20 protein-coding genes and 1 pseudogene are annotated in these 23,984 nt (G+C 73.9%); 5 read left to right on the forward strand and 16 right to left on the reverse strand.

What is annotated here, in order from left to right; all coding sequences use genetic code 11:
• Nucleotides 1-37: 37 nt before the first annotated feature.
• Nucleotides 38-889 carry an SDR family oxidoreductase gene (locus ABD832_RS02855; RefSeq protein WP_344887805.1) on the reverse strand — a complete coding sequence of 284 codons (852 nt, stop codon included), beginning with the start codon at nucleotides 887-889 and terminating at the stop codon, nucleotides 38-40.
• A gap of 52 nt (nucleotides 890-941) precedes the next feature.
• On the opposite strand from ABD832_RS02855, the gene soxR reads away from it, so the two are divergent.
• The gene (soxR, locus tag ABD832_RS02860; RefSeq protein ID WP_344887808.1) at nucleotides 942-1,415 is read left to right on the forward strand and encodes a redox-sensitive transcriptional activator SoxR; all 474 of its coding nucleotides are present in this window, start codon (nucleotides 942-944) and stop codon (nucleotides 1,413-1,415) included.
• A 72-nt stretch (nucleotides 1,416-1,487) separates the two neighbouring features.
• Here soxR and ABD832_RS02865 read toward each other — a convergent pair whose 3' ends face one another.
• From ABD832_RS02865 to ABD832_RS02875, 3 genes are all read right to left on the reverse strand, one after another.
• Nucleotides 1,488-3,824, reverse strand: coding sequence for an FdhF/YdeP family oxidoreductase (locus ABD832_RS02865; protein ID WP_344887811.1), 2,337 nt, complete (start codon nucleotides 3,822-3,824; stop codon nucleotides 1,488-1,490).
• Nucleotides 3,825-4,090: 266 nt separating this feature from the next.
• Complete coding sequence (locus tag ABD832_RS02870; protein WP_344887814.1) at nucleotides 4,091-4,735, reverse strand: response regulator; 645 nt, start codon at nucleotides 4,733-4,735, stop codon at nucleotides 4,091-4,093.
• Entirely contained in the window at nucleotides 4,726-5,883 is a 1,158-nt protein-coding gene (locus ABD832_RS02875) for a sensor histidine kinase (protein ID WP_344887817.1), read from the reverse strand. Before ABD832_RS02875 ends, ABD832_RS02870 begins: the two co-directional genes overlap by 10 nt.
• Before the next feature lie 128 nt (nucleotides 5,884-6,011).
• On the opposite strand from ABD832_RS02875, the gene ABD832_RS02880 reads away from it, so the two are divergent.
• A complete protein-coding gene (locus ABD832_RS02880; protein WP_344887820.1) occupies nucleotides 6,012-6,284 on the forward strand; it encodes a hypothetical protein in 273 nt (90 codons plus the stop codon).
• Nucleotides 6,285-6,427: 143 nt separating this feature from the next.
• Here ABD832_RS02880 and dmpG read toward each other — a convergent pair whose 3' ends face one another.
• The 11 genes and pseudogenes from dmpG to ABD832_RS02930 all read right to left on the reverse strand — a co-directional run bounded on the left by dmpG (nucleotide 6,428) and on the right by ABD832_RS02930 (nucleotide 17,916).
• Nucleotides 6,428-7,489 carry a 4-hydroxy-2-oxovalerate aldolase gene (gene dmpG, locus ABD832_RS02885; RefSeq protein ID WP_344887823.1) on the reverse strand — a complete coding sequence of 354 codons (1,062 nt, stop codon included), beginning with the start codon at nucleotides 7,487-7,489 and terminating at the stop codon, nucleotides 6,428-6,430.
• Nucleotides 7,486-8,382 (reverse strand): acetaldehyde dehydrogenase (acetylating), encoded by an 897-nt coding sequence (locus tag ABD832_RS02890; protein WP_344887826.1) that lies wholly within the window; start codon nucleotides 8,380-8,382, stop codon nucleotides 7,486-7,488. Before ABD832_RS02890 ends, dmpG begins: the two co-directional genes overlap by 4 nt.
• 25 nt (nucleotides 8,383-8,407) lie before the next feature.
• Complete coding sequence (locus tag ABD832_RS02895; RefSeq protein ID WP_344887829.1) at nucleotides 8,408-9,325, reverse strand: MBL fold metallo-hydrolase; 918 nt, start codon at nucleotides 9,323-9,325, stop codon at nucleotides 8,408-8,410.
• A gap of 250 nt (nucleotides 9,326-9,575) precedes the next feature.
• A complete protein-coding gene (locus tag ABD832_RS02900) occupies nucleotides 9,576-10,343 on the reverse strand; it encodes an SDR family oxidoreductase (protein ID WP_344887832.1) in 768 nt (255 codons plus the stop codon).
• Nucleotides 10,340-12,103 (reverse strand): IlvD/Edd family dehydratase, encoded by a 1,764-nt coding sequence (locus tag ABD832_RS02905; RefSeq protein WP_344887835.1) that lies wholly within the window; start codon nucleotides 12,101-12,103, stop codon nucleotides 10,340-10,342. Before ABD832_RS02905 ends, ABD832_RS02900 begins: the two co-directional genes overlap by 4 nt.
• Before the next feature lie 33 nt (nucleotides 12,104-12,136).
• Complete coding sequence (gene dhaL / locus ABD832_RS02910; RefSeq protein WP_344887838.1) at nucleotides 12,137-13,666, reverse strand: dihydroxyacetone kinase subunit DhaL; 1,530 nt, start codon at nucleotides 13,664-13,666, stop codon at nucleotides 12,137-12,139.
• A 23-nt stretch (nucleotides 13,667-13,689) separates the two neighbouring features.
• Entirely contained in the window at nucleotides 13,690-14,685 is a 996-nt protein-coding gene (locus tag ABD832_RS02915; protein WP_344887841.1) for a dihydroxyacetone kinase subunit DhaK, read from the reverse strand.
• On the reverse strand, nucleotides 14,678-15,586 hold the full coding sequence (locus ABD832_RS02920; RefSeq protein WP_344887844.1) for a hypothetical protein: 909 nt from the start codon (nucleotides 15,584-15,586) through the stop codon (nucleotides 14,678-14,680). The genes ABD832_RS02915 and ABD832_RS02920 overlap by 8 nt, the downstream gene beginning before the upstream one ends.
• Nucleotides 15,586-16,017: a 3-keto-5-aminohexanoate cleavage protein gene (locus ABD832_RS02925; RefSeq protein WP_425582566.1), complete on the reverse strand. Its 432-nt coding sequence runs from the start codon at nucleotides 16,015-16,017 to the stop codon at nucleotides 15,586-15,588. The genes ABD832_RS02920 and ABD832_RS02925 overlap by 1 nt, the downstream gene beginning before the upstream one ends.
• Nucleotides 16,018-16,072: 55 nt before the next feature.
• A pseudogene (locus tag ABD832_RS42025) lies at nucleotides 16,073-16,474 on the reverse strand (3-keto-5-aminohexanoate cleavage protein); the annotation flags it as partial.
• Nucleotides 16,471-17,916 carry an MFS transporter gene (locus ABD832_RS02930; protein WP_344887846.1) on the reverse strand — a complete coding sequence of 482 codons (1,446 nt, stop codon included), beginning with the start codon at nucleotides 17,914-17,916 and terminating at the stop codon, nucleotides 16,471-16,473. The gene ABD832_RS02930 and the pseudogene ABD832_RS42025, both read right to left, overlap by 4 nt.
• Before the next feature lie 223 nt (nucleotides 17,917-18,139).
• Between ABD832_RS02930 and ABD832_RS02935 the strand changes: the two genes are divergently transcribed.
• Nucleotides 18,140-20,575: a LuxR C-terminal-related transcriptional regulator gene (locus ABD832_RS02935; RefSeq protein WP_344887849.1), complete on the forward strand. Its 2,436-nt coding sequence runs from the start codon at nucleotides 18,140-18,142 to the stop codon at nucleotides 20,573-20,575.
• A 107-nt stretch (nucleotides 20,576-20,682) separates the two neighbouring features.
• On the opposite strand, the gene ABD832_RS02940 is transcribed toward ABD832_RS02935, so the two are convergent.
• Entirely contained in the window at nucleotides 20,683-21,426 is a 744-nt protein-coding gene (locus ABD832_RS02940; RefSeq protein WP_344887851.1) for a sulfite exporter TauE/SafE family protein, read from the reverse strand.
• A gap of 225 nt (nucleotides 21,427-21,651) precedes the next feature.
• Between ABD832_RS02940 and ABD832_RS02945 the strand changes: the two genes are divergently transcribed.
• The gene (locus ABD832_RS02945) at nucleotides 21,652-22,488 is read left to right on the forward strand and encodes a carotenoid biosynthesis protein (RefSeq protein ID WP_344887854.1); all 837 of its coding nucleotides are present in this window, start codon (nucleotides 21,652-21,654) and stop codon (nucleotides 22,486-22,488) included.
• Entirely contained in the window at nucleotides 22,476-23,948 is a 1,473-nt protein-coding gene (locus ABD832_RS02950; protein ID WP_344887858.1) for a phytoene desaturase family protein, read from the forward strand. The genes ABD832_RS02945 and ABD832_RS02950 overlap by 13 nt, the downstream gene beginning before the upstream one ends.
• Nucleotides 23,949-23,984 lie beyond the last annotated feature (36 nt).

Below are 23,984 nucleotides of genomic sequence, written 5' to 3' on the forward strand. Positions count from 1 at the left end.
CGCGGGCCCCGGCCGTCGCCGCGTACGCGTGCCGGGCCTACCGGAAGTCGGCCGCGTGGTCACGTGCCCACTCGCGGAACGTACGGGCGGGACGGCCGGTCACCTCCTCGACGGCCGTGCTGACCGGCTCGGGATCGGTGACGATGGAGGCCCAGTAGTCGAGCGAGGCGTCCACCATCGCCGGGTCGCCCCAGGCGGCGATCATCTGCTCGCGGGCCTCCTGCCGCGGCTGCTCCTCGAAACGCAGGGGACGGCCGATGACCTCGCCGATGACGCGGAGCTGGTCGGCCTGGGTGATGACCTCCGGCCCGGTGAGCACGTAACTCCGGCCGCCGTGCCCCTCCTGCGTCAGCGCCAGGAAGGCCACGTCGGCGATGTCGGCCTCGTGGACGAGCGAGCGCGCCGCGCCGGCGTACGGTGCGCGCACCACGCCGCCGTTCCTGATCTCGCCGGCCCAGGCGAGCGTGTTCGTGGCGAACCCGCCGGCCCGCAGGAACGTCCACTCCGTCCCGGACCTCCGCAGCAGCTCCTCGACCTCGCCCCACACCCCGTTCTGTACCGCCTCGACCCCGTCCCGTACGGACAGGGCGGAGACGTAGACGACCCGCCGGGCGTGCCGGGCGATCACCTCGACGACGGCCTCCGCCCCGGCGGCCGAGAAGGACGGCCACAGCAGGAACACCGCGCCCACGCCCTTCAGCGCCGCCTCCAGGGTCTCCGGCTCGGTCAGGTCCCCGCGCACCACCTCGACACCGCCGGGCAGCTCCGCCCGCCGCGGATCACGGGTCATTGCCCGCACCGGGACGGCCGCCTCGGCGAGCAGGGACACCAGATGCCCGCCGATGTTCCCCGTGGCGCCGATCACCAGGATCTTCTCTGAAGTGTTCATGCGACCATGGTCGAACTTAAACCAATGTTGAAGTCAAGTTAGGCTGGCGGGCATGACGAACGCCTCCCCGCCGGACGCCTCCCCCGCGGCCAAGGAGCTCACCATCGGCCAGCTGGCCGAGCGCAGCGGCGTGCCCACCTCGGCCCTGCGCTTCTACGAGCGGCAGAGCCTCATACGCAGCCGCCGCACCACCGGCAACCAGCGCCGCTACCACCGCTCCACGCTGCGGGTGATCGCCTTCATCCGCGCCTCCCAGTCGGTCGGCATCCCGCTGTCGGTGATCGGCGACGTGCTCGCCCTGCTGCCGGAGGGGACGCACCCGACCCCGGAGTTCTGGCGTCGGGCGTCGCACTGCTGGAGCGAGGAACTGAACGCGCGCATCGCCCGGCTGGAGCGGATGCGCGACCTGTTCACCGACTGCGTCGGCTGCGGCTGCCTGTCGTTCGAGCAGTGCGCCCTGGTCAACCCCGGCGACCGCCTGGGCGGCGAGGGCGCCGGGCCGCGCCGCCTGCTCGAACCCCGCTGACCCGGAGGGCACCGGCACCGGTGAGGCCCCCGGACACGGTCGGGCCGTCTCCGGGGGCGCGGAAGCCGCGCGTCAGGGGCGCTCCGGGTCGTCGGCGCGCAGGACGAGCCTGACCACGACGCTCTTGGAGGTGGGGGTGTTGGAGGTGTCGGCGACCGAGTCCAGCGGCACCAGCACGTTGGTCTCCGGGAAGTACGCGGCGCAGCAGCCGCGCGCGGTCGGGTAGGCGATCACGCGGAACGCCTCGGCCCTGCGCTCCCCGTCGGGCCACTCGCTGACCAGGTCCACCAGGTCACCGTCGGAGAGGTTGCGCTCGGCCAGGTCACCGGCGTGCACGAAGACCACCCGGCGTCCCCCGCGCACGCCCCGGTAGTGGTCGTCCATGCCGTAGATCGTGGTGTTGTACTGGTCGTGGCTGCGGACCGTCTGGAGCAGCAGCCGGCCCGGCGGGACCCGAAGCACCTCCAGCGGGTTGACGGTGAAGTTGGCCTTCCCCGTCGCGGTCGGGAAGCGCCGCTCGTCGCGGGGAGCGTTGGGCAGCGCGAAACCGCCCGGGGCCCGGACGCGGGCGTTGAAGTCGTCGAACCCGGGCACCACCCGGGAGATGCGGTCGCGGATGGCGTCGTAGTCGGCCGCGAACTCCTTCCACGGCACGTGCGGGTCGTCGCCGAACAGCTCCGCAGCCAGCCCGCAGACGATCTCCACCTCGGAGAGCAGGTCACCGGAGGCCGGGGCCAGCTTGCCGCGTGAGGCGTGCACCAGGCCCATGGAGTCCTCGACGGTGACGAACCGCCCGGCACGGTCGTCGGGACCGGTGCCGTCGGTGCCGCCGGGACCGGTGTCGCGTTCGGTGCGGCCCAGGGTGGGGAGGATCAGCGCCTCCCGGCCGCACACCGCGTGGGAACGGTTGAGCTTGGTGGAGACCTGCACGGTCAGCCGGGCACGGCGCATCGCCTCCTCGGTCACCGCGGTGTCCGGGGTCGCGGCCACGAAGTTGCCGCCCATCGCGACGAAGACCTTGGCCCGTCCCGACCGGAGCGCCCGGATCGCCTCCACGGTGTCGAACCCGTGCTCACGAGGCGGTTCGAAACCGAACTCCGCGCGCAACGCGTCCAGGAACCAGGCCGGTGGCCGCTCGTAGATGCCCATGGTGCGGTCGCCCTGGACGTTGGAGTGACCGCGCACCGGGCAGACCCCGGCCCCGGGACGGCCCACGTTGCCGCGCAGCAGCAGGAAGTTCACGACCTCCCGGATGGTGGCGACGGAGTTCTTGTGCTGGGTCAGGCCCATCGCCCAGCACACGATGACCGACTTCGCGTCCAGCACCTCCCGTACGGTCTCCTCGATCGCCGGGCGGTCCAGCCCGGTCGCCTCCTCGACCTCGGCCCAGTCCAGGGAGCGCAGGTCCTGTGCCCAGGCGTCGAACCCCAGGGTGTGGGTCTCGACGAAGTCGCGGTCGGCCACGGTGCCGGGCGCCGCGTCCTCGGCCTGGAGCAGGAGCAGCGACATGGCCTTGAACAGCGCGAGGTCGCCGTTGAGGCGGATCTGCAGGAACCGGTCGGCCAGCGTCGTGCCCTTCCCCACCAGGCCGGAGATCCGCTGCGGGTTCTTGAAGCGGAGCAGCCCGGCCTCGGGCAGCGGGTTGACCGCGACGATCCGGGCGCCGCCGCGCTTGGCCCGCTCCAGCGCCGAGAGCATGCGGGGGTGGTTGGTGCCGGGGTTCTGGCCGACGACGAAGATCAGGTCGGCCCGGTGCAGGTCCTCCAGCGAGACCGTGCCCTTGCCGATGCCCAGGGTCTGGTTCAGCGCCGAACCGCTGGACTCGTGGCACATGTTGGAGCAGTCGGGCAGGTTGTTGGTGCCGAACCTGCGGACCAGGAGCTGGTAGGCGAACGCGGCCTCGTTCGAGGTACGGCCGGAGGTGTAGAACAGCGCCTCGTCCGGGTCGTCGAGCGCGCGCAGCTCCCGCGCGACGATGGAGAAGGCGTCCTGCCAGCTCACCGGCACGTAGTGGTCCGAGCCCGGAGCCCTGTGCATCGGCGAGGTGAGGCGCCCCTGCTGGCCCAGCCAGTGGTCGGTGTGACGGGCCAGGTCGTCCACGCTGTGCCGGGCGAAGAAGTCCGCGGTGACGCGGCGCACGGTGGCCTCCTCGGCCACCGCCTTGGCGCCGTTCTCGCAGAACTCCGCGGGGCTGCGGTGATCGCCCTCGGGCCAGGCGCACCCGGGGCAGTCGAAGCCCTCCTTCTGGTTGACACCGGCCAGGGTCAGCAGGGTACGGCCGGCGCCCATCTGGGCCTGGGCGGCCAGCAGCGACCGGGTCACCCCCGGGATGCCGGCGGCCCACTCCTTGGGCGGGGAGACCTTGAGGCCGTCCTCACCGACCTCGTCACGCGGTGCCTTCCTGGCCATCTCACTCCCTACCTATGGCGACGCTTCGCGTCGCGGTGAGACTCTGTTCATGGCGACGCTTCGCGTCGCGGTGAGACCGCTCTGATCCGGCTCCTTCCCTCGTCGCTCATCCGCTTCGCTCCTTCGCTCCTCGGTCCAGTCGCCGGCGCGGTCTCACGGGTTCGGAACACTATAAGGCTGGGGCGGTTGCCGACCGGCTCGGGATTCTGGGCGGCGCGGTCTCACGGGTTCGGAACACTATAAGACTGGAGCGGTTGCCGGTCGGTTCAGGAGCCCAGGTAGTGCAGGACGGCCAGGACGCGGCGGCTGTAGCCGGTCGTGTGGGACAGTTCCAGTTTGTCGAACAGCGCGTTGACGTGTTTCTCCACCGCGCTCTGCGACACGTGCATGGCCTGGGCGATCGAGGCGTTGGTCATGCCCTGCGCCATCAGCTCCAGCGTCTCGCGTTCGCGGACGGTCAGCCTGGTCAGGGGGTCGGCGTGGCTGGTGCGCGCGAGCAGCTGCCGTACCACCTCGGGGTCGAACGCCGCTCCCCCGGCCCCCACCCGTTCCAGGGCGTCCAGGAAGTCGCCCACCTGTGCCACCCGGTCCTTGAGCAGGTAGCCGACGCCCTCGACGTTCGCGCTCATCAGCTCGGTGGCGTACCTCTTCTCCACGTACTGCGACAGGACCAGGACCTTGACCTCCGGACGGCGTCGCCTGATGTCCAGGGCGGCGCGCAGTCCCTCGTCGGTGTGGGTGGGCGGCATCCGCACGTCGACCACCACCACGTCCGGTTCGCAGGCGTCCACCGCCTCGACCAGCGCGTCGGCGTCGCCGACGGCGGCGAGCACCTCGTGGCCCTCCTCGGCCAGCAGCCGTACCAGGCCCTCGCGCAGCAGGGTGGAGTCCTCGGCCAGGATCACCCGCACGGCAGCTCCGCCTCGATCGTGGTGGGCCCGCCGGGCGGGCTGGTCACCGTGAAGCGGCCGTCCAGCGCGGCCACCCGCCGCGCCAGCCCGGACAGGCCGCCGCCCTGCGGGTCCGCCCCGCCCACACCGTCGTCCCGTACGCGCACGACGACCATTGTGTCGTGCGCGCGGACCTCGACGGTGACCGCGGTGGCGCGGGCGTGCTTGGCCGCGTTGGTCACCGCCTCGCTGACCACGAAGTACGACGCCGTCTCCACCGCCATCGGCGGCCGTACCGGCAGATCGGCCACGACCTTGACGGGGACGCCGGAGCGTTCGGCCACCCCGGCGAGGGCGTCGGCGAGCCCGAGGGAGTCCAGCCCCGAGGGGTAGACCCGCCAGGCCACCTCGCGGAGCTCCGCCAGGGCCTGCTGGGCCTGTTCGTGCGCCTGTTCCAGCAGCTCGGGCCGGCCCCGGCGGGCGCGTCCGACCAGCATGGACAGCGCCACCAGCCGCTGCTGCAGCCCGTCGTGCAGGTCGCGTTCGATCCTGCGCCGCTCGGCATCGACCCCCGCCAGTACGCCCGCGCGGCTCTCGGCCAGCTCGGTGATGCGGTGCCGCAGCGCCTCGGTGGGGTCGGAGCCGAGCATGCGCGCGGCCAGCCGCCGCTCCAGCGCGTGCACCCCCACCAGGCCGGACAGGTCCAGGAACAGCAGGACGAGACCGGCCAGGCCCGCGTAGGCGAGCAGGGGCACGCTGGGCGTCATGCCGTCGAACGGCAGGCCCCTCCCCCAGGTCCAGGCCAGCGCCATGGCCGTCCCGGCCCCCCAGACGAGCAGGGCGGCCACCACGCCGCCGAGTACGCCCAGCGGCACCCTGGCCGCCAGGTAGCGCAACTCCCGGCCACCGGAGCGGTCCGCGCCGGACCGGGGAACGCCGGGGGCCAGCCCGAGGACGGCGGGGTCGAGCCGCAGGCGGCGGACCTCGAACAGGGCCAGCCGCCGCACCGCCTCGCGCACGGCCGGGCGGCCGGTGAACGGCAGCGCGGACGGCAGGAGGACGAGGCCGAGCAGGGCGGTGGCCGCGCCGAGGCCCACCGTCCACAGCAGCCGCGTCCCCTGCGCGGCGGTACGCATGCCGCCCTGCCCGCCGTTCGGCCGATCCCTCATGTCCGGAAGACTACGGAAGTCCACGAGAGGGCCGGAATGGGGCGGACGGCCGCCCCCGGGGTGCGGAAAACCGCATCCCTCCACCGCGGGCGCTCCCGGCGCCTACCGCCCACCTGCATGCTGGGACCATGACTGATGATCGGTTGACCGCCGCTGTCCGCGCATTGATCGACCGGTACGACCCCGAAGGCCTGTTGGGCATGGGGGCCCCCGACGACGAGTACGACCCCGAAGTGCGGGATCTCACTGCTCTCGTGCGCGGTGGAGAAGAGATCACCGCCGACGTCGTCGGCTCCGTCTGGAACCGGTGGTTCAACGGCGTCTCCGATTGGTGCACCCGGCGGCCTGAGCAGGTTCGTGAGGTCGCGGCTGCGCTGGAGGACCTTCGTGATCGGCGATAGCGTTCAGGTCTCTCCCCGACGGCAGGCGCCCCGCCGGAAAGCGTCACGGCGATCCGTGACGCCCGGCCTCACCGGCACGACCGGCTCGGACCCACTCGTGAGGGAGGGCGCCTCCCCCGTCCTCGGCACGAGGAGCCCTTCGGTCACCGCGGAGGGGTGAGCGCGCGTTCCTCGGCGAGCCGCAGCGCCACATCGGTGATCATGTCCTCCTGCCCGCCCACGTACCCGGCCGCGCCCACGCGCTCCAGGATCTCGTACGCGGGAACGCCGTACCGCTCGGCCGCCACCCGCGCGTGCAGCAGGAAGCTGGAGTACACCCCGGCATATCCCTGGACGATCGCGGCGCGGTCGGGCCAGGGCAGCCGCGGGACGAAGGGCCGCACCACCTCGTCGGCGGCGGCCAGGACGGCGTGCACGTCGATCCCGGTGCCGACCCCCACCCGGTCGAGGGTCGCGGTGAGGATCTCGGTCGGCGCGTTGCCCGCTCCGGCGCCCAGGCCGCACAGCGCCCCGTCGAGCTGGCGGGCGCCGTGCTCGAACGCCACCACCGAGTTGGCCACGCCCAGGGAGAGGTTCTGGTGACCGTGGAAGCCGACCTGCGCGTCGCTCCCGATCCGCCGTACCAGCTCCCGTACCCGGTCCTGGGCGTCGGCCAGGCCGAGCGCGCCGGCGGAGTCGACGACGTAGACGCACTGGGCTCCGGCGTCCACCATCAGCCGGGCCTGCGCGGCCAGCTCGGCGGGCGCCAGCCGGTGCGCGAGCATGAGGAACCCGACGGTCTCCATGCCCAGGGCCCGGGCGGCGGCGAAGTGCTGGGCCGAGACGTCGGCCTCGGTGCAGTGGGTGGCGATGCGCGCGACGTCGGCCCCGGCGTCGCGGGCCCGGCGCAGGTCCTCGACCGTGCCGATGCCGGGGACCAGCAGCACCGCGATCCTGGCGCGTACCGCCTCGTCCACCGCCGCGCGCACGAGCGTGATCTCCTCCTCCAGGGAGAAGCCGTAGTTGAAGCTGGAACCTCCCAGGCCGTCGCCGTGGGAGACCTCGACGACCTGTACGCCGGCCCGGTCGAGGGCGTGCACGGTGGCCCGCACCTGCTCCTCGGTGAAGCGGTGGCCCATCGCGTGGCTGCCGTCCCGCAGCGTCGTGTCGGTGATCCGTACGGCCGGGGCCGCCCCGGCGGGGGTGGCGTGCGTGGTGGTGCTCATGCGGTCGCTCCTGTCATCTGCACGGCGAGCAGCTCGCCGACCCGGGTCGCGGCGGCGGTCATGATGTCGAGGTTCCCGGCCCACTCCGGCAGGTGGTCGCCGTTGCCGCGCACCTCCAGGAGCGTCGTGACGCGCGCGTGGCCCGACCACTCCGGGCGTGGGTCGTCGAACTGCGGTTCGGCGCGCAGCCGGTAGCCGGGCACGTACTCCCGCACGACGGCCGCCATCCGGTGGATGGACTCGCGGACGGCGTCACGGTCGGCGTCCGGGGAGAGGGCGCAGTAGACGGTGTCACGCATGATCATCGGGGGTTCCACCGGGTTGAGGACGATGATGGCCTTGCCCCGGCCGGCGCCGCCGACGGTCTCGATCGCGCGGGCCGTGGTGAGGGTGAACTCGTCGATGTTGGCCCGGGTGCCCGGCCCGGCCGAGCGTGACGCCACGCAGGCCACGATCTCGGCGTACGGCACCGCCGTGACGCGGGAGACGGCGGCGACGATCGGGATCGTGGCCTGCCCGCCACAGGTGATCATGTTGATGTTGGGCGCGTCCAGTCGCATGTTCACCGGCGGGCAGACCAGCGGGCCGAGGGCCGCCGGCGTCAGGTCGACGGCCCGCACCCCGGCCTCGGCGTACAGGGGGGCGTTGGCCCGGTGCGCGCCTGCCGAGGTCGCCTCGAAGACGATGTCGGGCCGTTCCGGGCGGCTCAGCAGCCAGCCCACCCCCTCGGCGCTGGCCTCGACGCCCAGCTCACGCGCCCGGGCGAGGCCCTGCGAGGCCGCGTCCACGCCCACCATGTAGCGCACGTCGAGGTGGGGGCTGCGCAGGAGCTTGGCCAGCAGGTCGGTCCCGATGTGGCCGGGGCCGACGATGGCGGCGGTCGGTGTGGTCATGTCTCTCGTCTCCCGAGGTCGTCGGTCACCGCGGCCGGGGTCGGTCCGGCAGCGGGTCGAAGGAGAAGCGGCCGCCGTCGCGGACGATCCGGCCGGGCGGGCCGGGGAAGTGGGCGGGCAGCACGAGGGTGCCGCCGGCTGCGCACTCCTCCATCAGCGCGCGCCGGGTGCGGGCGGCCCGCGCCGGGTCCTGGTCGCCGCCCTGCGCGAGGTCCGGCACGGCGAGCTGCAGCGGGTGGTGGATCACGTCGCCGCTGAGCAGGGCGTGGCGTCCGCCGCCGCGCACGTCCACCACCAGGTGGCCGCCGGTGTGCCCGGGCATGCCGCGCAGCGAGACCCGGGTGCCGCCCTCGTCGACGATCACGTGGTCCTGTCCGACCAGCACGGCCTGCTCGGCGCGCACGACCGGCTCGACGCTGTCGGCGAAGGTCCGGGCCAGGTCGGCGGCCACCGGATCGTCCGGATCGTCGTGGAACAGCGCCCGCAGCCACTCGAACTCGCCCCGGTCGAACAGGTAGGTGGCGTTGGGGAACGTGGGGGTCCAGCGGCCCTGGAGCAGGCGGGTGTTCCATCCGCAGTGGTCGGGATGCAGGTGGGTGGAGACCACGACGTCCACCTCCCCCGGGTCCACCCCGGCCTCGGTGAGCCGCTCCAGGTAGGGGGTGTCGAACCGGTGGTGGGCGAGCAGCGCCGGGCGGTGTTTGAAGTTGCCGTTCCCGCTGTCCACGACGATCACCGTCCCGGCCGCGCGGACGATGTGGCAGGTGATGCTGAGGATCAGCTCGCCGGTGTCCGGGTCGACGAAGCGCGGCCCCAGCTCGCGGGCGGCCCGTTCGACGATCTCTCCGGTGATGGCGGGGAACAGCTCCTCCGGGCGGAAGGGCCATCGTTCCACCTCGGTCACCCTGCTGATCGTGACCTCTCCGAGGCGCAGCACGTTCACGGACGATCCCCCGCCGTCTGCGCGGCGGCGTGTGCCGGTCGGACGCTCATGTCGCCTTCCCTCTCCTGCCAGGTCGTGGTCGGGTCGTGGTCATGGTCGGGGTCGGGTCGTGGCCGTGGCCGTGGTCGAGGCCGGGTCGTGGCCGTGGCCGTGGCCGTGGTCGAGGCGTGGTCGGGTCGTGGTCGGGTCGTGGTCGGGTCGTGGTCGGGTCGTGGTCGGGGCGTGGTCGCGGACCGGCCGCCGGTCCGGGTCAGCCCCGGCCGGCGAACGGCATGGCGGTCGCCATGACCGTCATGAACGGCACGTTCGCCTCCGGCGGCAGGCCCGCCATGTAGACGATCGCCTCGGCGACGTGCCGGGCGTCGAAGGTCGGCTCGGACGCGAGCGAGCCGTCGGCCTGCGGTACGCCCCGGCCCATCGCCGCGGTCATGTCGGTCGCCGCGTTGCCGACGTCGATCTGCCCGCAGGCGATGCCGTACGACCGCCCTTCGAGGGCGACGGCCCTGGTCAGGCCGGTCATCGCGTGCTTGGCCGCGGTGTAGGCGGCCGCGCGCGGGCGGGGTGCGTGGGCCGACAGCGAGCCGTTGTTGACGATGCGGCCGCCCCGCGGCCGCTGCGTCCTCATCTGCCGGAACGCCTCCTGCGCGCACAGGAACGCGCCGGTCAGGTTGGTGCGCACCACCTCCTCCCACTCCTCAAGGGTGATCTCGTCGAACGCGGCCGCCGGGCCCGGCACGCCGGCGTTGTTGACCAGCAGGTCGATCCGGCCGAAGCGCTCACGGGTACGGGCGAACAGCTCGCGCACCGAGACGGGATCGGTCACGTCGCACGGCACCGCCAGCGTGCTCCCGCACGGGCCGCCGGCCAGCTGCAGTGTCTCCCCCAGCGCCTCCGCCCGCCGCCCGGCGGCCACCGTCCGGTATCCGGCGGCGCGCAGCGCGACCGACACCTGCCGCCCGATGCCCGAGCCGGCGCCGGTGACCACGGCGACCGGGCCCGCCCCGGCGTCCGCGCTCAATGGTTGTCCCTGGTGACGGCCGAGCCGCGCCGGCCCACGAGGAAGTCCAGGTCGGCGCCGCGGTCGGCCTGCAGGACGTGCGAGACGTACATGCCCTGGTAGCCGCCCACGGCGGCGGGCGGCGGGGGCGTCCAGGCCGCCCGCCGCGCGGCCAGCCCGGCCGGCCCGGTCTCGGGCACGTCCAGGTGCAGCCGCCGCGCCTCGACGTCCAGCTCGATCATGTCACCGTCGCGGACCAGGGCCAGCGGCCCGCCGGCCGCCGACTCGGGCGCCACGTGCAGCACGACGGTGCCGTAGGCGGTGCCGCTCATCCGCGCGTCCGAGATGCGCACCATGTCGTCGACGCCCCTGGCGAGGAGCCGGCGCGGCAGCGGCAGGTTGCCCACCTCCGGCATTCCCGGGTACCCGCGCGGTCCCGCGCCCCGCAGCACCATCACGCACGTCTCGTCGATGTCGAGCGCGGGGTCGTCGACGCGGTGGGTGAAGTCCTCGATGGTGTCGAAGACGACGGCGCGGCCGCGGTGCCGCAGCAGCCGGGGGCTGGCGGCGGACGGTTTGATCACCGCGCCGTCCGGGGCGAGGTTGCCGCGCAGCACCGCGATGCCGGCCCGCTCCCTGACCGGCGCGGCGAGCGGGCGGATCACCCGGTCGTCCCACACCGGCGCGTCCGCGCAGACCTCCCCCAGGGTGCGGCCGCTCACCGTGGGCGCGTCGCGGAAGAGCAGGTCCCCCAGCGCGTTGACCACGGCGGGCACCCCGCCCGCGTAGTGGAAGTCCTCCATCAGGAACCGCCCGGACGGCATGAGGTCCACCAGCAGCGGCATGTCGTGCCCGTGGGCGTCGACGTCGTCCAGCGTGAGCGTGACCTCGGCCCGCCCGGCCAGCGCGAGCAGGTGGACGACGGCGTTGGTGGACCCGCCGATCGCGGCGTTGACCCGGATCGCGTTGAGGAACGCCTCCCGCGTCAGCACCCGCGACAGCCGCAGGTCCTCCCGTACCATCTCCACGATCCGCACCCCGGCGTCCTGGGCGAGCGTGCGGCGGCGGGCGTCGACCGCGGGGATGGCGGCGTTGTGGGGCAGCCCCACGCCGAGCGCCTCGACCAGGGAGGCCATGGTGGAGGCGGTGCCCATCGTGTTGCAGCTGCCCGCCGACCGCGACATGGCCGCCTCGGCCTCGAAGAACTCCCCGGCGCTCATCCTGCCGGCCCGCACGTCGTCGTTCATGGCGAACACCCCCGTGCCCGAGCCCAGGGTCCGGCCGCGGAAGCGCCCGTTCAGCATCGGCCCGCCCGACACGACCAGCGTGGGCAGATCGCAGCTCGCCGCCCCCATCAGCAGGGCGGGGGTGGTCTTGTCGCACCCGCACAGCAGCACCACCCCGTCGATCGGGTTGGCCCGGATGGACTCCTCGACGTCCATGCTCACGAGGTTGCGGAACAGCATCGAGGTGGGCCGCAGGAGCGTCTCCCCCAGCGACATGACGGGGAACTCCACCGGGAACCCCCCGGCCTCGTACACGCCGCGCCTGACGTGCTCGGCCAGCGTGTCCAGGTGGGCGTTGCAGGGGGTCAGCTCCGACCGGGTGGTACAGATGCCGATCACCGGCCGCCCGTCGAACATCCGGTGCGGGACGCCCTGGTTCTTCATCCAGGAACGGTGGATGAAACCGTTCCAGTCCGCCGGCCCGAACCAGGCCCGCGACCGCAGCGCCGGCCCGCCCGCTCCCCCGGCTCCCCCGGTCTGTCGTACGTCGCTCATCTCGTCCTCCGCCTTCCTTCGCCCGGCCGCTCGTCAGGCCGCCGCGGACGGCAGGCCGAGCATCGCCCGCGCCTCGGCGGGGGTGGCCGGTTCCAGCCCCAGGGAGTGGATGATCCGCACCACGTTCTCGACGAAGCGGACGTTCGTGCCCGGCTCGCCGCCGGGCAGGTACCGGTTGTCCTCCAGGCCCACCCGCACGTGCCCGCCGAGCAGCAGCGACTGCGTGACCGCCGCGTGCTGGTCCGCACCGGCCGCGCCGACCGAGAACAGGCAGCCGTCCGGCAGCAGGTCCACCATCGACTGCAGGGTCCTCGGCGAGTACGGCATCGCCCCCTGGAAGATCCGGTCCAGTCCCAGGATCAGGCTGACGAAGTAGGGCGGGTCGTCGTGGCCGGCGGCGATGAGGGTGGTGACCTCCTGCGCGACGTGGACCGGGCTGAACGCCTCCCACTCGGGTTTGACGCCCCGCTCCCGCATCATCCGCGCCAGCAGCCGGCCGCGGGAGGGCGGGGTCCGCATCAGGATCTCCCGATCCCCCACGCACGCGACGAACGTCATCGCGTCCAGCGTGCACATCTCGGCGCCGCCGTCCAGGCCCCTGAGCCGTTGCTCCCACACGACCTCGCCCTGGCCGTCGACGACCGGCCCGATCATGTCGCCGTTCACGCCGCCACCGGTGGAGTTGTTGATCACCACGTCGCACCGCTCGCGGACCAGCGCGTTGATGCGGCGGTAGATCGCCGGGTCGCAGGTGGCCTGGTCGTCGGCGCGGCGCGCGTGCAGCGCCGCGACGGCGGCCCCGGCGTCGTGGCAGCGCCGGACGTCCTCGGCGATCTCCTCCGGCTGGGTCGGCACCGCGGGGTCGTCCTCGCGCGTCAGCGACCCCCCGGTGGGCGCCACCGTGACGATCACCTTGCCCGGGGCCGGGAGCGGACCGTGACCGGTGCCGGCGGCCTCGAAGAACAGCGCCACCAGCACCGCCCCGGGATCGAGCACGTCCTGGGCGGCCTCGCCCACGTAGCTGGCCCGGCCGCGCCGGGCCCGCAGGCCCCGGGTCGACTCGGCACCGGCCCGCGCCGCCCGCGCCGCCCGGCGCAACCCCGCCGCCACCCCCAGCCCCTCACCGGCCGCCGCGCGCAGCGCCTCGGCCGCCGGGACCAGCGCGTCCACCATCGTCTTGTCGCCCACCGCGGCACCGCCGAGCCGCCGCACCGCCGCCGTCCCCTCGGCCACACCGGCCGCCAGCGCGCCCGTCCCCGCCGACGGACCGCCGGCCAGGGCGTGGGACAGCTCCCGGAACCACATCCCGAACAGCGGGCCGCTGGTCCCGCCGGTGTGCAGGAAGGCCCGCGAGACGGCGCCGAACACCTCCCCCGGCCCGGCGGGCCGCGCCTTCTCGAGGGCGGCCGCGACCCGGTCGAGCGCGGTGTCCACGTTGGTGCCGAAGTCGCCGTCGCCGCTGCGCCGGTCGAGGTCGGTGAGCTCCTCGCGAGCCGAACGGAAGCGTTCGACGAAGGTGTCGATCCACCGGCGGGCGGCGGTCGTGTCCAGCAGGTCGTCCACGGATCTCCCCGATCTCGTCACGTTCACCACGTCAGCGCCGGGGTGCGGACCGGCGCGTCCCACAGCGACAGCGTCTCGTCGTCGGCCCGCACCAGCGTGACCGAGAACCCGGCCATGTCCAGCGCCGTCACGTACGGGCCGACCAGCGACCGGGCCACCGTGACCCCGCGCCCGGTCAGCAGCCCTGCCAGGTTCCGGTACGCCACCAGGAGCTGCGGCGGCGGCGTCGCGCCCAGCCCGTTGACGATGGCGATCACCCGGTCGCCCCGGCCCAGCTCCAGTGCCTGGACCACCGGGACGGTCAGGGCCTCGACCAGCTCGGCCGCCGGGCCGAAGGGGCGGCGGCCGATCCCTCGTTCGCCGTGGATGCCGACCCCGAACTCGACCTCGTCCGGGCCGAGCTCGAACGACGGCCCGCTCCCGCCCGGACGGGTGCAGCCCGTCAGCGCCAGGGCCATGGAGCGCGCGCCCGCGACCACGCGCCGGCCCAGCGCCGCGACCTCGGCCGGCGACGCGCCCCGCTCGGCCGCGGCGCCGCAGATCTTCTCCACCGCCACCACCGCCGCGGTGCCGCGCCGTCCCGGTCCGGGCAGCCCGTCGGTGGCGAGGTCGTCGTCGACGAGCACCGTCTCGAGCGTGATTCCCGCCTCACCTGCCAGCTCACCGGCGATCGAGAAGTTCAGCACGTCACCGGTGTAGTTCTTCACGATGTGCACCACCCCGCGGCCGCGGTCGGCGGCGGCGGTGGCGGCCTCGATCTGCACGGCCGTCGGGCTGGCGAACACCGCCCCGGGCACCGCCGCGTCGAGCATGCCCCGCCCGACGAACCCCGCGTGCAGCGGCTCGTGCCCGGAGCCGCCGCCGGAGACCAGCGCGACCTTCACCGGCCCCGGTTCGGCCCGCACGACGTACCCGTGCTCGCGATCCCGGCGGATCAGATCCGGGTGGGCCAGGCACAGCCCGTCGAGCGCGTCGTCGGCCACCGACCCCGGGGCGTCGAGAAGCTGCCGCTCAGCCATGGGACGCCTCCAGAAGGCCCAGGACGGCGGCCCGGACCGGCTGCCCCGCGGCGAGCCCGGCCCGCGCGGCCGTCTCGTTGACGCACGAGAGGACCCCGTTCTCCCAGGTGTCCCGCCCGTCGCTGATCTCGGCCGAGAGATGACCGACGGCCACGGCGGGGATCGCGTCCGCGTCCAGGGCCCGCACCCCGGCCACGCCCGCCTCGTCCTTGCCGATCCCGGCGTCGTTGAGCACGACCAGCGCGCCCTTGAACGCGCGTGCCGCGGCGGCCGCCGCCATCCCGCCGTTGGACCCCGCCACGACGACGTGACCGACGTCGCCGGGGCCGATCAGGGAGATGCTGTCCATCACGATCACCTTGCGTCCCTCCTCCTCGTGGACGACCTGCCGCAGCATCGGCCGTCCTTTCGTCGCCTCGCCGCCGCCCGGCGCGGGGCCGGGCACGGGGGCGGGCACGGGGGCGGGCCGGTCCAGGAACCCGCCGACCGCCTCGCGAAGTGAGGTCCCGCGCCGGAGTCCCGACCCGCGGGCCGTCTCGTTCACGAACGTGATCACCCCGCAGGCCCACCCGTCGGCGCCGTCGCCGATCCGGGCCGAGCGGTGGCCCACGGCGACGCCGAGGACCCCGGTCTCGTCCAGGGCGCGCAACCCCGCGACGCCAGCCCCGTTCCTGCCCACGCCCGCGTCGTTGCAGACCAGGAAGCCCAGGCCGAACCGGCGCGCGTACTCGCCGGCGCTCAGCCCGCCGTGCGAGCCGGTGACCACGACGTCGGCCGGCCGTGCGCGGGCGGCGAACGACACCGAGTCCGTCACCAGCACCCGGCGCCCGCCCCGGGCCAGCACCGTCCGGGTGAGATCCGGCCGGACCTCGCCCGGCCGGGCGAAGATCTCCCGCGTCATCACCGCTCCGATCGTCGAAGGGGGAGGCCCAGCATCCGCCGTGCCTCCTCGGGGGTCGCGACCTCCCGGCCGCGGGCACGGGCCAGCTCCGCCACCCGGTGGACCAGCTCGGCGTTGGTCGGCCGGCCCAGCCGCGTGTGCGGGTGGTCACCCAGGCCGATCGACAGGTGACCGCCACGGTCGATCACCGTCTCGGCCACCTCCAAGACGTCACCGAGGTACGTGCAGACCGTCCACTCGCACCCGCCGGGCAGGAAGTCCAGCTGCGCGCGCAGACCCGCCGGGGTCCCCGGGTGCGCCGCCGTGAAGGCGGGCCCCCCGAGGACGATCCCGACCAGCGCCGGCAGGTCGACCGCCCCCATGTGAAGGAACGCGGCGATGGTCCGCGTCCAGCTCACGTTGAACGTCGTCAGGTACGGGGCCATCCCCAGCTCGCGCGCCGTCCCCCAGCAGTCGCCCGATCGTCGTGACGTCGTTGGCCAGCGACCGCCCGTCGCTCGCGTACGACCTGCTCACCGGGTCGTAAAGGTCCATGTTGGCGCACCCCATGTCCACCACCAGGAAGTCCGGCCGGGTCCGCGGGTCCCCCGCCGCGCCGCCGGCGCCCGCCGGCCGCTCGTCCGGGGACGCGCCGGCCGCGCCGGGCAGGGGTGGCGCCACGAGCAGGTCGCACCGCTCCCGGATGCCGGCGACGATCTCGGCGTGGGTCTCCGGCCGGGAGTCCGGCGCGCCGGACGGGGTACGGCCGTGGACGTGGATCAGCGCCGCGCCCGCCTCACGGCACTCGGCCGCGTCCTGGGCAATCTCCCGCGGCGTCCACGGCACGTTCGGGTTCTCGTGGCGCATCGTGTTCTCGTTGGGCCGCACCTCGATGATGATCTTCTTCATCGCGTCTCCCCCGTCCGGAGCGACCGCGCGCCCCGCCCGGCCCACCGGGTACGTCCGCCGTCGAAGGCGGTGCGGGTGCCGTCGAGTTCGTCCGCGGCCCGGTCGCCGGGTGTCTCCCCCGGAGCCCGCGGCCGCCCGCGCAGCCGGCCGTCCCGGGCCAGCGACGTCGCCACGGCGCAGCCCAGCAGGAGCGCGATCCCGAAGGCGGCCACCGCCCACCCGAAACCACCGGTCGCGTCCTTGATCAGGCCGACGGCCTGCGGGCCGAAGTACCCGCCGAGGTTGCCCAGACCGTTGATCAACGCCAGCCCGGCGGCCGCCGCCGTACCGTGCAGGATCGACATGGGAAGCAGGAAGAAGCTCGCCAGCGCGGTGTAGATGCCGACGGCGGCCACGCAGAAGCCCACCATCGCCGGCACGGGCCGGTCCAGCGTGACGGCCGCGAAGAGGAATCCGGCGGCACCCACCGCGCACGGCACGACGAAATGCCACAGCCGCTCACCGGTCCGGTCCGAATGCCGCGTCCACAGCACCACGGGCGCGATCGCCAGCAGCGGCGGCAGCGCGCCCAGCCAGCCGACCTGCGTGTTGCTGAGCTGGAAGGTCTTCAGGATCTGCGGCATCCAGAACCCGTAACCGTTCAGGGCGAACGTCACGGTGATGAAGACCATGCTGAGCACCAGGGTCCGCACGCTGGCCAGCCCGCGCAGTGCCGAGTGCGACCCCTCCGGGCCGTCGGCCGCGCGCTCGGCGTCCAGCCGCTCCCGCAACCAGGTCCGCTCACCGGCGCTGAGCCAGGTGACGTCCTCGGGGCGGTCCGGCAGCACTCTCAGGCACACCAGGCCCAGCACCACGGCCGGGATCCCGGTGACGATGAACATCCACCGCCACCCCGACAACCCCGCCACCCCGTCCAGCGACAGCAGCTCCGCCGAGATCGGCGAGCACAACCCGGAGATCGCGATGAACGCGACGATGACGGCCATGCCCCGCCCCCGCGCCCGCTTGGGGAACCAGCAGGTCAGGAAGTACAGCATGCCCGGCGAGAACCCGGCCTCGGCGAACCCCAGCAGCACCCGCATCACGATCAGGCTCGTGGTGCCCTGGACCGCGGCGGTCGCCATCGTCACCAGACCCCAGGTGATCATGATGCGGGCGATCCAGCGCCGCGCCCCGAGCCGGGTCAGGATGAGGTTGCTCGGCACCTCGAAGAGGGTGTAGCTCCAGAAGTACACGCCGGCGGCGAACCCGAAGACCGTCGCCGAGATGCCCAGCTCGGCGTTCATGGTCAGCGCGGCCACGCCGATGTTCAGGCGGTCCAGGTACAGGACGATGTAACACAACCCGATGAAGGGGAGCAGACGCCGGGCGACCTTCCGCAGGACGTCCTTCTCCAGGACCGGCGGGACGGGATCCGTCCGAGGGGGGAAATCAGCTGTCATGACGCTTCACGACCGATCAATCGTTCCGGTGCGGTGGCGCCACCGTATGCACCCTCCCGCCCCGCCCACCTCCGGGAACCCACGTATCCCGCCTACGTACGCGCAGGCGGTCTCCCCTACGTAGGACGACGGGGGCACCCGGTCCGGCTTTGACCCGAGCCCCCCGGGGGACCTACCGTTAACCAGAAATTTCCGACATTTCACCTGCCCCGGGGCGATCACCATGCCGAGAACGGCCGCACCCCAGACCGGCACCGTCCTCCCCGCCGAGATCACCACGTTCGTCGGCAGGCACCGCTCGGCCGCCCGCATCGGGGACCTGCTCTCCACCGCCCGGCTGGTGACCGTGACCGGCACCGGCGGCATCGGGAAGACACGCCTGGCCCTGCACGTCGCCAGGGAACTCGCCCCCGGCTTCGACGCCGGCGTCTGGGTCACCGACCTGTCGACCCTGCGGGACCCGGCCCTCGTCCCCCACACGATCATGGCCACCCTCGGCGTCGCCGACGAGTCGGCACGCGAACCCACGGCCGTCCTGGCCGCCGCGCTGAACCACCGGCGCCTGCTCCTCGTCCTCGACAACTGCGAGCACCTCCGCGACGCGTGCGCGCGGCTCGTCGGCGACCTGCTGCGAGCCTGCCCCCGCCTGCACGTCCTGAGCACCAGCCGCCAGCCCCTGGGACTGTCCGGCGAGCACTCCCTGGTACTGCCGCCCCTGCGCGCACCCGACCCGGCGACCGTGACCGGACCCGGCGACCTCCACGACCACGACGCGGTGAGGCTGTTCCTGGACCGGGCGACCGCCGTCCTGCCCGACTTCCGCCTCACCCCCGACAACGCCCGCGACGTCGCCGCCCTCTGCACCCAGCTCGACGGCCTCCCCCTCGCCATCGAACTGGCCGCCGTACGGCTGCGCGCGCTGTCCGTACGCCAGATCCTCCAGCGCCTGGACCGGCGCTACCAGCTCCTCAACCAGGGCGACACCGCCGCCCGGCCCCGGCAGAGGACCCTTCGCGGGCTCATCGACTGGAGCCACGACCTCTGCTCCCCCGACGAGCGGCGGCTGTGGGCCAGGCTGTCGGTCTTCTCCGGCGGCTTCGAGCTGGAAGCCGCCGAGGAGGTCTGCTCCTGCCCCGACCTCCCCCGGGACAGGATCCTCGACACGCTGGCCGCCCTCGTGGAGAAGTCGATCCTCGTCCGCGAGGAACACGACGCGCGCGTGCGCTACCGCCTCCTGGAGACCATCCGCCAGTACGGCGCCGAACGGCTGGCCGCCGACGCCGGGACGACCGTCGCCGTACGACGCCGGCACCGCGACCACTACCTGCGCCTGGTCGAGAGCGGAGAGACGGGACACACGCGGGCGCTGCGCGCGGGCCCGCACGGCCGCACCCACCGGGAACAGGCGAACCTCCGCGTCGCCCTGGACTTCTGCCTCACCACCCCCGGGGAGGCCGAGACCGGCCTGCGCATGGCCGCCGCCCTGTGGCTGCACTGGCGCGCGCTGAACCTGCTCACCGAGGGGCGGCGCTGGTTCGACCGCCTGCTCGACGCGGAGAGCACGGCGACCGTGAGCACCGGGGCGCCCGCGGAGAACGCGACGGCCGCGGAGAACGGGACGCCTGCGGGGAACGGGGTGACGACGAGCACCGGGGCGCCCGCGGAGAACCGGGCGACGACCGCGCGGGCCAACGCCCTGTGGGCGAACGCCTGGCTGGCCGCACTCCAAGGCGACTTCGACCAGGTCACCGCCCTGCTCACCGAGTGCGAACTCCTCGGCAGGCGGCTCGGCGACACCGGGATCTCCCACCACGTCACCGACATGTGGGGCCTGGTCGCCCTGTTCCGCGGCGACTTCGAACGCACCCTCGAACTCGTCGACACCGCCCTCACCGGCTACCGGGAACGGGACGACGCCGTCAGCAGCGCCCTGGCCCTGCTGCGACTGGCCCAAGCCGCCTTCGCCCTCGGCGACCACTCCCGCGCCCGCGCCGTCGCCTCGGAATGCCTGGCACGCTGCCGGACACTGGGCGCGACCTGGGTCATGACCTATCCCCTGTGGATCCTCGGCATCGTCACCTGGGAGACGGGCGACACGGCCCTCGCCGTCGAACACGAACGGGAGGCGGTCCGCACCGCCCGCTCCCACGGCGACCGGCTCGGCGGGTCCCTCGCCGTCCAGGCCATCGCCTGGATGAGCGCCCAGGCCAGGGACGCCCGCTTCGCGGCCATGCTCCTCGGAGCGACGCGCCGCATCTGGAGCGAGATCGGCGCCCCGCTCCCTCACCACGCCCACCTCGCCCCCTACCAGGACCGGTGCGTGCTCCACCTGGAGACCGCCCTCGGCACCGGCCGTCTGGAGGCGTACGCCGCCGAGGGCGAACGCCTGCCCGACCAGGCGGTGTTCGAGATGACGGAGACAGGCGCCACACCCCCGGCGGGCGGGACCGCCGACGACTTCGCGGCCTGCCTCACCCCTCGCGAGCGAGAGATCGCGGACCTCGTCGCGCAGGGACTGAGCAACCCCGAGATCGCCAGGAGGCTCGTCATCTCGTCGCGTACGGCGGAGACGCACGTCCAGCACATCCTGACCAAGCTGGGATTCACCTCCCGCATCCAGATCGCCACCTGGGTCACCCGGGAGGGGACGCCCACCTGACCCGCCCGGCACGGCGGCTCGCCCAGGCGGCACCTCACCGCGCAGCCGACCAGGCGTCCAGGTTCCGGCCGGACCACTGCGGCAACCCGCACGGCTTCATCGGCCTTCTAGGCGTACGCGTCGAGGCCGAGCTTGACCGCGACGGCCAGCCCGCAGGCGGCGGTGCCGAGCTGGAGCGCGCGGCCGGGCAGGCGGCGGGCGATCGGCGGGCCGAGCAGGCCGCCCAGGAAGAACCCCGCCGCGAGCGGGACCACCGCCGCCCACTGCACCGGCCCGAAGAGGGCGAAGCCGATCATCGCCACGGCGTTCGCCAGCGAGGACACGACGGACTTGAGGGCGTTGACCCTGACCGGCGTCTGGTCGAGCACGGCCGAGAGCACCGCGAACATGAGGATCCCGCCCGCAGCCCCGAAGTAGCCGATGTAGAGCGCGACGGCGAACATCGCGGCGCGTGCCCCCCACCCGTCCTCGCCGCCGAGCCCGCGCCCCACCTTCGGCGGGAGGACCAGCAGCAGGGAGGCGGCCGCGATGAGCCACGGCGCGATCGCCTCGAACAGGGTGGAGGGCGTCGCCAGCAGCAGCGCGGCCCCGGCCGCCCCGCCGAGCAGGGTCATCCCGCCCAGCCGCACGACCCTCGAGCCCTGCCCGGCCAGCTCGGGCCGCGAGCCGAGGGCCGCGCCCACGCCGTGGAAGGTCAGCGCCACCGTGTTCGTCACGTTGGCGGCCAGCGGCGGCAGGCCGAGCGCGAGCAGCGCCGGGTAGGAGACGATCGAGGCCAAGCTCACCACGGTGCCGACCACCCCGGCGAGCGTCCCGGCTCCCAGCAGCCACAGCACCTCGGCGACGTCCACGGTCGCACAGCCAATCACATCCCCGGTCGCCGCCCGCCACCACCCCGGCACCGTCCCGGCCCCCTTCCGACACCCTTCCGGCCCTCTTCCGGCACTGTCCGCGGCCACCTGCCCGCCACCCGGCACCGCCACCCGGCACCGGCCGGCCCGGGGGATCGGGGAGCCGGAGCGAGATCGGGACCTCAAAGTGAATCTGACCGCGCCCAGCCGCTCGAATGACCGTTCATGGGGCAGAGCCAACAGGTGAACGGCGGACGGCAGGGGCTCGGCGCGCTGCGGGAACGGCCACCACCGAACGGACCGGGGACGGCGCGCGCCAGGCGCGCGGCGGGCGCGCTGGGTGTGGCGCTGCTGGTCGCGATGGTCGCCGCGCAGGTCGCCTCGGGTCTGCAGCCGAGGCCGATCGCGCTGACCGGCGTGGTGGTCCTGCTGCTGGCGGGGAGCGCGCTGGCCTTCGCCTCGGTGACCCACGGCGCCGCCAGGGCCGCACCGGCGTTCGCCGCCGTGGTCGTGACCGGGTACGCGGCCGAGTGGGTGGGGATCAGGACGGGCGTGCCGTTCGGCGGCTACCACTACACCGGTGTGCTGCGCCCGCAGCTCGGCGGGGTGCCGGTGATCGTGGCGCTGGCCTGGGGCGGCATGGGACTGGCCGCGCACGCGGTGGCCGCCGCGGTGGCACCGGCGAGCCGGGCGGCGCGCGTCGTACTGGGAGCGCTGGCGCTGACCGCCTGGGACCTGTTCCTGGACCCGCAGATGATCCGGCTGGGCCTGTGGGTCTGGCACGAGCCCGGCCTCTACCGGGGTGTCCCGCTCAGCAACTTCGCGGGCTGGATCCTCGTCTCGCTGCTGGTCATGGTCGCGGTGGAGCGCGTCGTGGCCCGGCCCGCGGCGTGGAGCGGGGGGCTGGTCTCGATCTACACGGTGATGGCGGTCATGGAGACGGTGGGGTTCGCGGCGGTCTTCGACCCGCCGGACCCGCTGGTCGCCGCCGCCGGAGGGGTCTCGATGGGATTGTTCGCAACGCTCGCCCTGCTCTCCAGGAGGCACCGATGCCGGACGTGATCGTGATAGGCGGCGGCGTGGGGGGCATGGTCTCCGCCCTGCTGCTGGCCGGGCAGGGACACCGGGTGCGCTTGTACGAACAGCTTCCCCGGCTGGGCGGCAAGCTCGCCGAGCACACCAGGGACGGCTTCACCTTCTCCCTCGGCCCCTCCCTGCTGACCCTTCCCGAGATCTTCACCGGCCTCGGGCTGGAGCTGGACCTGGTGGAGCTCGACGAGCTGTGCCACTACCGCTTCGCCGACGGCTCGACGCTGGCGGCCCACCGCGACCCGGCCCGGATGGCCGCCGAGGTCGACCGGCTCGCCCCCGGTCAGGGCCGCTCCTGGCTGGCCTTCCACGACTGGGCGCGGAACTGCTACGAGGCGTCGCGGCGCACGTTCTTCACCGGGCCGCTGACCTCGCCGCCCGCCGAGGCCCGCCTGGCGGACCTGCTGGCGGTGGCCCCCGGCCGCACGCTCGACGGCCTGGCCCGGCGCTTCTTCACCGACCCGCGCCTGCGCCAGTACGTCGGCCGTTACGCGACCTACGCGGGCTCCGACCCGTACCGCGCCCCGGCCGCGCTGGGCTGCGTGCCGGCGATCGAGCACGGCGAGGGCGGCTGGTACGTCCCCGGCGGGCTGCCGCGCATCGCCGACGCCCTGGCGCTGATGCTGGAGAAGGCGGGCGTGGAGGTCGTGCTGGGCACCGCGGTGGAGCGGGTGCTCGCCGACGGCGACCGGGTCACCGGCGTGCGCCTGGCCTCCGGGGAGTCCGAGCGGGCCGACATCGTGGTCGCCAACACCGACGCGGCGGCGCTGTACGGGAGGCTGCTGCCGGACCGGCGGCTGCTGCGGCGCGTCGCCGGGCTCGGCACCTCCTCGTCGGCGTTCCTGCTGCTGGCCGGGGTGGAGGGCAGGACCGAGGGGCTGGGTCACCACTCGGTGGTCTTCTCCGCCGACTACCGGCGGGAGTTCGGCGACATCTTCCGGCGGCGCAGGCCTCCGGAGGACCCGACCGTCTACATCGGCTGCTCGGTGGTGGACGACCCGTCGCAGGCGCCGCCGGGCACGGAGAACTGGGTCATGCTGGTCAACGTCCCGTCCCGGGATCCGGGACGGTGGCCGATGTCGCCGGAGTCGTACCGGGACCTGGTGCTGGAGCGGCTGGCCGGCCGGGGGTACGACCTGTCGGGGCGGCTGCGGTTCGTGGACCTGTTCACCCCCGCCGACCTGCGCGACCGCTACGGCGCGTGGGGCGGCTCCATCTACGGCGGCGCCTACTCGGGGCCGCTGGCCCCGTTCCGCCGTCCCGGCAACCGGGGCCCCCGGCGCGGCCTGTACCTGGTGGGCGGCTCGGTGCACCCGGGCGGCGGGCTGCCGCTGGTGGCGATGGGCGCGAAGATCGTGTCCTCCCTGGTCGGGGCGGACTTCCCCACGAGGACCGCGGGCTCCACCGGCTCCCCGGCCCGGGGGCGGGCATGAGATCCGGCGCACGGACGACTCGGCGTGGAGGTACGG

It is taken from the genome of Streptosporangium longisporum (assembly GCF_039534895.1).
In the GTDB taxonomy this organism is placed as follows: Bacteria; Actinomycetota; Actinomycetes; order Streptosporangiales; family Streptosporangiaceae; genus Streptosporangium; species Streptosporangium longisporum.